General features: G+C 61.8%; 8 protein-coding genes and 1 tRNA gene. 4 read left to right on the forward strand and 5 right to left on the reverse strand.

Going from position 1 to position 7,318, the window contains the following annotated elements; translation table 11 throughout:
* Positions 1–31: 31 nt before the first annotated feature.
* The 3 genes from tig to HFRIS_RS13475 form a co-directional block, all read right to left on the reverse strand.
* A complete protein-coding gene (gene tig, locus HFRIS_RS13465; protein WP_006463923.1) occupies positions 32–1,381 on the reverse strand; it encodes a trigger factor in 1,350 nt (449 codons plus the stop codon).
* A gap of 274 nt (positions 1,382–1,655) precedes the next feature.
* A complete protein-coding gene (locus HFRIS_RS13470; protein WP_039875669.1) occupies positions 1,656–2,159 on the reverse strand; it encodes a CreA family protein in 504 nt (167 codons plus the stop codon).
* Between the two features lie 133 nt (positions 2,160–2,292).
* Positions 2,293–2,487 carry a DUF1653 domain-containing protein gene (locus tag HFRIS_RS13475; protein ID WP_006463925.1) on the reverse strand — a complete coding sequence of 65 codons (195 nt, stop codon included), beginning with the start codon at positions 2,485–2,487 and terminating at the stop codon, positions 2,293–2,295.
* Between the two features lie 204 nt (positions 2,488–2,691).
* Here HFRIS_RS13475 and HFRIS_RS13480 point away from each other — a divergent pair.
* A tRNA-Leu gene (locus HFRIS_RS13480) sits at positions 2,692–2,778 on the forward strand.
* Between the two features lie 111 nt (positions 2,779–2,889).
* On the opposite strand, the gene HFRIS_RS13485 is transcribed toward HFRIS_RS13480, so the two are convergent.
* On the reverse strand, positions 2,890–3,639 hold the full coding sequence (locus HFRIS_RS13485; protein WP_039875672.1) for an SDR family oxidoreductase: 750 nt from the start codon (positions 3,637–3,639) through the stop codon (positions 2,890–2,892).
* A 208-nt stretch (positions 3,640–3,847) separates the two neighbouring features.
* On the opposite strand from HFRIS_RS13485, the gene HFRIS_RS13490 reads away from it, so the two are divergent.
* Positions 3,848–4,132: a hypothetical protein gene (locus tag HFRIS_RS13490; protein WP_006463927.1), complete on the forward strand. Its 285-nt coding sequence runs from the start codon at positions 3,848–3,850 to the stop codon at positions 4,130–4,132.
* A gap of 26 nt (positions 4,133–4,158) precedes the next feature.
* Positions 4,159–4,968 (forward strand): squalene synthase HpnC, encoded by an 810-nt coding sequence (gene hpnC / locus HFRIS_RS13495; protein WP_006463928.1) that lies wholly within the window; start codon positions 4,159–4,161, stop codon positions 4,966–4,968.
* Between the two features lie 355 nt (positions 4,969–5,323).
* Here the strand turns inward: hpnC and HFRIS_RS13500 are convergent, their stop codons facing one another.
* Complete coding sequence (locus HFRIS_RS13500; RefSeq protein ID WP_006463929.1) at positions 5,324–6,163, reverse strand: HDOD domain-containing protein; 840 nt, start codon at positions 6,161–6,163, stop codon at positions 5,324–5,326.
* Positions 6,164–6,489: 326 nt separating this feature from the next.
* On the opposite strand from HFRIS_RS13500, the gene hpnD reads away from it, so the two are divergent.
* Positions 6,490–7,318: presqualene diphosphate synthase HpnD (gene hpnD, locus HFRIS_RS13505; protein ID WP_006463930.1), on the forward strand; the 829-nt coding region annotated here is incomplete at its 3' end.

A 7,318-nucleotide genomic window follows, 5' to 3' on the forward strand; every position in this document is an offset into this window, starting at 1 on the left:
GAGTTTTCTGATACTACTAGAGAAAACCGGATTACGCTTGCGCCTGATTACCCATCAGTTCGTCGAACGAAACCGGCTTTTCCGAGACCTTGGCTTTGCCGAGAACGTAGTTGACGACGTTTTCTTCCAAAACAAGGGCTTCGACTTCAGCCAGGCGACGACGGTCGGAGAAGTAGTACTTCAGCACTTGTTGCGGATCTTCGTAGCTCTGGGCGAAGTCTTCGATCTGGGCCTTGACCTGTTCTTCGGTGGCTTCCAGCTTGTTCTGCTTGACCACTTCAGCCAGGATCAGACCCAGGCGCACGCGACGCTCGGCCTGGGCAGTGAACAGCTCCTTGGGCAGTTGCATGACCTTCGGATCCATGCCGCGCTGGGCCATGTCCTGACGTGCCATTTCGGACAGGCGCTCGACGTCCTGGTCGATCAGGGCAGTCGGCACGTCCAGTTCGGAAGCCTTGATCAGGGCGTTCATCACGCTGTCCTTGGTCTTGGCCTTGGTGCGGGCAGTGACTTCGCGCTCCAGGTTCTTCTTGATGTCTTCGCGCATCTTGGTCAGATCGCCGTCTTCGATGCCCAGGGATTGGGCGAAGACTGCGTCGACTTCAGGCATGTGCGCCCACTCGATCTGCTTGACGGTGATGGTGAACTCGGCGGTCTTGCCGGCCACGTCCTTGCCGTGATAGTCCTCGGGGAAAGCCAGCGGGAAGGTCTTGGATTCGCCGACCTTCAGGCCGATGGTCGCGGCTTCGAATTCCGGCAGCATGCGGCCTTCGCCCAAGACGAACGGGAAGGCATCAGCCTTGCCGCCCTGGAATTCCACGCCGTCGATCTTGCCGACGAAGTCCACGGTCACGCGGTCGCCGTTCTGCGCCGACTGGTCGGCACCGCCGTCGCCGTGCGCGCCTTGCTCGCCCTTGACGTGGTAGTGCACGCGCTGCTTGCGCAGGATGTCGATGGTCTTGTCGATTTCGGCGTCGGAGACCGCAGCGGTGGTCTTCTCGACTTCAGCGCCGGTCAGGTCGCCCAGGACCACTTCCGGATAGACTTCGAAAGTGGCGTCGAAGGCCAGCTTGCCTTCGCCGGCTTCTTCGCTGGTCTTGGGTTCGATGCGCGGGAAACCTGCCACGCGCAGGTTGTTCTCGACGGCGGCGTCGTTGAATGCGCGGCCAACCTTGTCGTTCAGGACTTCGGTTTCGACCTGGTAGCCGAACTGGGCGGCAACCATCTTCATCGGCACTTTACCCGGACGGAAACCCGGCGCCTTGGCGGTACGGGCGCGCACCTTCAGGCGCTTTTCCACTTCAGCCTGAACATCGGCCAGCGGGAAAGACAGGGTCATACGACGTTCGAGTTTGCTCAGGGTTTCGACTGCAGTTGCCATTTAAATCGTCCAAATGTTAAGAATTCCGTAAGCCGGAGCATTCCTGCTGTGTCCCAATCGAATGACTGCAGACGACAAGCGCCCTGCCCGGCCGCGCTAAAGCTCGCTATTTTATACGCAAAAAGCGCCGATAGTCCAAAAATGGGCTTGCCACCCTGCAAACAGGAGAAAAACCGGGCCACAGCCCGTCCGACCAGCCTGCAGGCGGGCTACGATGCAGCCGACCGTACCGGCCCGCGCTGCCGCTGCGCCCATGTATAAAGAATTTAGCGAATTATTTCTGTTTCAGTGGAATCGGGGTGGACGGCGACACCGGCACGGCCGTCACGGCGTTCATCGGACTGCCATCGATGAGCTTGTCGGAATAGGTCAGATAGACCAGCGTATTGCGCTTGGCATCCACCACCCGCACCACGTGCAGCCGCTTGAAGAGGATGGACATGCGCTCGCTGAAGACGTCCTCCTGTACCGGCAGCTTGTCCTGAAACTGCACGTTGGGCGCCACCTGGCGGCAGGCGATGGAGGCTTCGGACTTGTCTTCCGCCAGTCCCACCGTTCCCTTGACGCCACCGGTGCGGGCCCGGGAAACGTAGCAGGTCACGCCGACCACCTTGGGATCGTCATAGGCCTCGATAACCACGCGGTCATTCTTGCCCAGCCAGCGGAAAGCCGTGCTGACATCAGCCAGCTCTTCCGCCGAAGCCGGCGGAGCAACAGCAACAGCGAGAAGAGCCGCGGAAAAGGCCACCCCAGCCCGCAGGCATACTTGAAGATTCATATGAAATGATGAAAAACTGAATAAGTTAAGGGAAGGTTCTGCAAATAGACCGTCAACGCCGAGCATTGTTCAGCTCCGCCGCTCCGCGACACAGCTTTGCATCGCCTTTGCCATCCAGACGCCGTGCCTTGCCTCATTCCTCGATCTTCTGAAAGCGCGGCACCTGCTTGCCCTCCACCTCCACCATCTCGAAGAACACCTCGCGCGGGCGCAGCCACAAGCGCCCATCCGCCGCACGATAAATGATCATGGGCGTCAGATCAGCTTCCAGAATGGCCTCATCGACATATTCGTAAATGCCGCCCTTGTAATGACGATAGCGTGTCATGCAACTCCCGGTCCGTGATAAGCCAGCCGGCATGGTACTACCGATGGATTCACAGCAGAAAATGTCCGCGCAGAAAAACGCAGACAGCTGCAACGGCTTGCAGTACAATGGCGCGCTTTGACAAAATGCTACCTGCATCGGTAGCGGCAAATCTGCGGCAAACCTGCTTCCAGACTGCTATAGCGCCGATGCCCGACACCTTCAGCGAGGATGGCGAAATTGGTAGACGCACCAGGTTTAGGTCCTGACGCCAGCAATGGTGTGGGGGTTCGAGTCCCCCTCCTCGCACCAGAATCACGCAGCGCCACCATCGGCCCGACACGACAGGATCACCATCCCGTCGGGCAGGCCGATCGTGTCCCCAACACCCCCGCAAGCAGATAGCGCAGCCCCGCTGCCGCATCACTTCACCGCACTGTTTCCCCCATCCGCAAACAGCGCCGCGCCCGTCACGAAACTGGACATCGGACTGACCAGGAACAGTGCCGCTGCAGCGATCTCTTCCGGTTGCGCAATCCGCTTCATCGCATGCAGGCCGGCAGCCCACTGCTTCTGCTCCGGGCTGCCGCCCATGTCGGTATCGACGCCACCAGGCAGCAAGGCATTGGCCCGTATCCCCTGCACCGCATAGTCGGCCGCAATGCCCTTGACCAGCCCCATCAGCCCGGCCTTTGCCGCGCCATAGGCCGCCATGCCGGCAATGCCTGCGCTGGTCCCCACAAAGCTGGAGGTGAACACGATGGCGCCACCACCACGCGCCAGCATGGCCGGGATCTGGCTGCGCGCACCGAGGTAGGCAGCGGTGAGATTGGCATGCAGGGTATGTTGCCATTCGTCCGGGGTGATCTCCGCAAGCGGCTTGAGCGCTCCCAGTGCCCCTGCATTGTTGACGGCGATGTCCAGCCCGCCGAACTCCTTCATGGCCAGCTCCACGCACTGCTGGTGGGTCGCGGGCTGCCCGACGTCTCCTGCCAGCAAGCCAGCCTTGCCGCCGCTACTGCTGATGGTGGCCGCAAGCTGCTCCAGGCCTTCCCGGTTCCTCGCATTCAGGATCACCGACGCGCCCTGCGCGGCCAATAGCAAGGCAGTCGCCCTGCCGATCCCGGCTGACGCTCCAGTGACGAGCGCGACCTTTCCTTCCAGTAGAGCCATGGTGTTTCTCCTTCTGTTGTCATCGGAGACCGCACTCTATGGGGCTTGCCGCTCGGCGCCACTCGATTTCTTGCTATCGAAATCGACCGGCCGACCGACCGACCGGCGAAGCCACATCACCCCCGTAGCTGCTACAATCCGCGCCTTTGCGGGGCGCACGTCCGTTTGAGACCGCCCACCGTCCAGCCCCAACCTCCGAGGATCTCCCATGCCTACCCAGGAAGAATTCGACGCACTCAAGCAAAGCCACAATGCGCTGCTGAACAAGTTCATCGAGAACAACACCGCCGACCAGATCCTGTTCTCCACCCTCTTCACGGCCGCAGCAGTGCTGTCCAAGGATGGCAAGCAGTTCACCGAAGGCGCCATGGGCATCGCCCGCTCGCTGGCCGCGCAACTCAATGCCGGTGGCACCATGCCCAAGGCCCTGCTGGAGACCGTGGAAACCCGCATCGCCACCATCGAGGCGCTGCTCAAGGACAAGTTCGACTGAGCCGCCACTCTGAGCTCGCCCCCCTCATGGCCGTCGACCATTACGAGAACTTCCCCGTGGCCTCGCTGCTGCTGCCGGCGCACCTGCGCCCGGCGGTGGGGGCGATCTATGCATTCGCCCGCAGCGCCGACGATATCGCCGATGAAGGCGATGCCGAACCGGCGCAGCGGCTGGCGGCCCTGCAGGCCTACGAAGCACAACTGGACCTGATCGCCGCCGGCAGCCGCTGCACCACGCCGATCTTCCAGCGCCTGCAGCAGACCATCGCCGACCATGCGCTGCCGCTGCAGCCGTTCCGTGACCTGCTCTCGGCCTTCCGCCAGGATGTGGTGACCACCCGCTACGCCCGCTACGAGGACTTGCTGGATTACTGCCGCCGCTCCGCCAATCCGGTCGGCACGCTGATGCTTCATCTCTACGGCGCAGCAACTGAAGAGAACCTGCGCGATTCGGATGCCATCTGCAGTGCCCTGCAATTGATCAATTTCTGGCAAGACGTCGCCATCGATTGGGAAAAGCAGCGCATCTACCTCCCCCTGGAAGACCTGGCGCGCTTCGGCGTGAGCCCGCAGGACATCGCCGACGGCTGTAGCGCACCACGCTGGCAGCAACTCATGCAGTTCGAGATCATGCGCGCACGCGACCTGATGCTGTCCGGCGCACCGCTGGCGCGCCGACTGCCGGGGCGCATCGGGCTGGAACTGCGCATGGTGGTGCAAGGCGGCCTGCGCATCCTGGAGCGCATCGAACGCGTGCAGGGGGATGTCTTCAGACAGCGCCCCAGGCTGGGCAAACGCGACTGGCTGATCGTCGGCTGGCGCGGGCTGACCAGATAGCTGCGGCCGGACATGAAAAAGCCCCACAGGACCGTAATGCCGCTCAGTTAAGCTTGTTACCAGCTCGAAAGCTCGCTCAGACTTTGTTTGCACCACCGCTGACCGTTCGTCCTGAGTAGCGGCGTAGCTGCGTATCGAAGGCGCGCCACAAGTTGAGCAGCGCCTTCGATACGGCCCTAAAGGGCCTACTCAGTCCGAACGGTTTCAGATGGCTTGAAGAGAACCAAGCAAAATCGCCACGCCAAAGTCATCTGGCGCGGCGATTTTTTCTTAACTGAACTGTATTACCCACAGCGCGGGGCTTGTGGGGCTCGGCATCCACACCCGTAGAGGGTGTGCAACAACGACTATCGATTCAGACCAGCAGCGCTGCGGTCAAGGTACGGATCTGCTCTTCCGAATCATCCAGCATCTCGCGCAGCGATTGATCGCCGATGTAGTCATCCACCAGGTTCTCTCCGCCGATGCCGGCTTCGGCCACGGCCGTGCGCTGCAGCGGCGACGGCACCGGCGAGAGCTCCTTGGCCAGCAACAGCACGTCGCCGATGGTCTGCGGCGGCAAGACGCGTACGCCGTGCCACAGCGATTCGATGGCATCCACCACCGGCTGCGGCACGCCCAGCTTCTTGAGCACTGCGCGGCCGATCATCTTTTCACCGTATTCCATCCAGTCCTCGGTACCACCGTCGAGCAGGCCCGGATAATCATCGGTCCGCGACAACAGGTAGAAGCCCCCGACCTCGTGCACGATGCCGGCAAACATCGCCGTCTCCGGGTCAGCCTTGGTCAGCTTGGCCGTCAGCACATAGGCCGTGGCGGCCACATGGGCGCAGTGCTCCCACAGCTGCGCGGACTTGATGCGCATGCCCGGGTTATTGATGGTACGGCCCAGCTGGCGCACGATCACCGAGGTGGTGATGGTATTGAGGGTACGGAACCCCAGGCGCATCACCGCCGCCCGCACATTGTTGATTTCCCCGCCGGAACGGTTGTAGGCCGCCGAATTGGCGATGGCCACCGTCCGTGCTGACACCAGCGGCTCGGCCATGACCAGCTTGGCCGCCAGCTCCAGGTGGCAATCGGGGTCGGCCAGGGCCTTCTGCAGCTTGATCGACGCGCTGACGTTGGCCGGGAACACCAGCTCCCCCCGTCCGGCCTGCGAGGCGATATTACGAAAGATTTCCAGTCTGTCCATGATGTCTCCAGCCTCCTGTACGTCGTCCAGTCCCGCTCGGGGTGACTTTTGCTGCGCCGCAGCTGTCATGCCGTTGCGGCGGGCGGTGCTTCCTGTTCATTATCGGCAAAATTCATCCGGATTTGATGTTATGTGAATTTATTTTCCGGCTGACATCGGCTTGAGCTTAAAGGACAACGTCAGCCGCCGCAACACATGCCCAATGTACATGCCCAATGCGCAAAGCCCGATTTGCCCTGCCGGGCGCACTCGGCTAGCATAGCGCCTTTGCCGCAACCGGCCTCAATGGCGCGTTTGCGGCCCGCATCAACCGCAGCCACGCATCCATGTCTCCAGACGAATACTGCCAGCAGAAGGCCGCCGCCAGCGGTTCCAGTTTCTATTACAGCTTCCTGTTCCTGCCGCCGCAACGCCGGCTGGCGATCACGGCGCTGTATGCCTTTTGCCGCGAAGTCGACGATACCGTCGATGAAATCGAAGATCCCATGGTGGCGCGCACCAAGCTGATGTGGTGGCGCAAGGAAATCGCCGCCATGCTGGAAGGCCAGCCCACCCACCCGGTGACCAAGGCCCTGCATCCCCACGTGGCCACCTACCAGCTCAAGGGCGAGCACCTGCAGGCCATCATCGATGGCATGGAAATGGACCTCGACCAGAGCCGCTACCTCGACTATCCCGGCCTGCAGCGCTATTGCTGGCACGTGGCCGGCGTGGTGGGTGTGCTCTCGGCCAGCATCTTCGGCCACACCCAGCCCGGCACCCTGCTCTTCGCCGAAAAACTGGGGCTGGCCTTCCAGCTCACCAATATCATCCGCGACGTCGGCGAAGATGGCCGCAAGGGCCGCATCTACCTGCCGGTCAACGAACTGCAGCAATTCAACGTCACCGCCGCCGACATCCTCAACGCCCGCCACAGTGAGCGTTTCGAGGCGCTCATGAAATTCCAGGTGGAACGTGCCCAGGCGGTCTACGACGAAGCCTTCGCCCTGCTGCCCAAAGAAGACCGGCGCGCCCAGCGTCCCGGCCTGATGATGGCCGCCATCTACCGCACCCTGCTCGACGAGATCACCCGCGATGGCTATCACGTGCTCAACCAGCGCATCTCGCTCACCCCCATCCGCAAGCTGTGGCTGGCCTGGAAGACCTATGTCTTCG

The sequence above is a fragment of the Herbaspirillum frisingense GSF30 genome (genome assembly GCF_000300975.2).
GTDB classification, from domain to species: Bacteria; Pseudomonadota; Gammaproteobacteria; order Burkholderiales; family Burkholderiaceae_D; genus Herbaspirillum; species Herbaspirillum frisingense.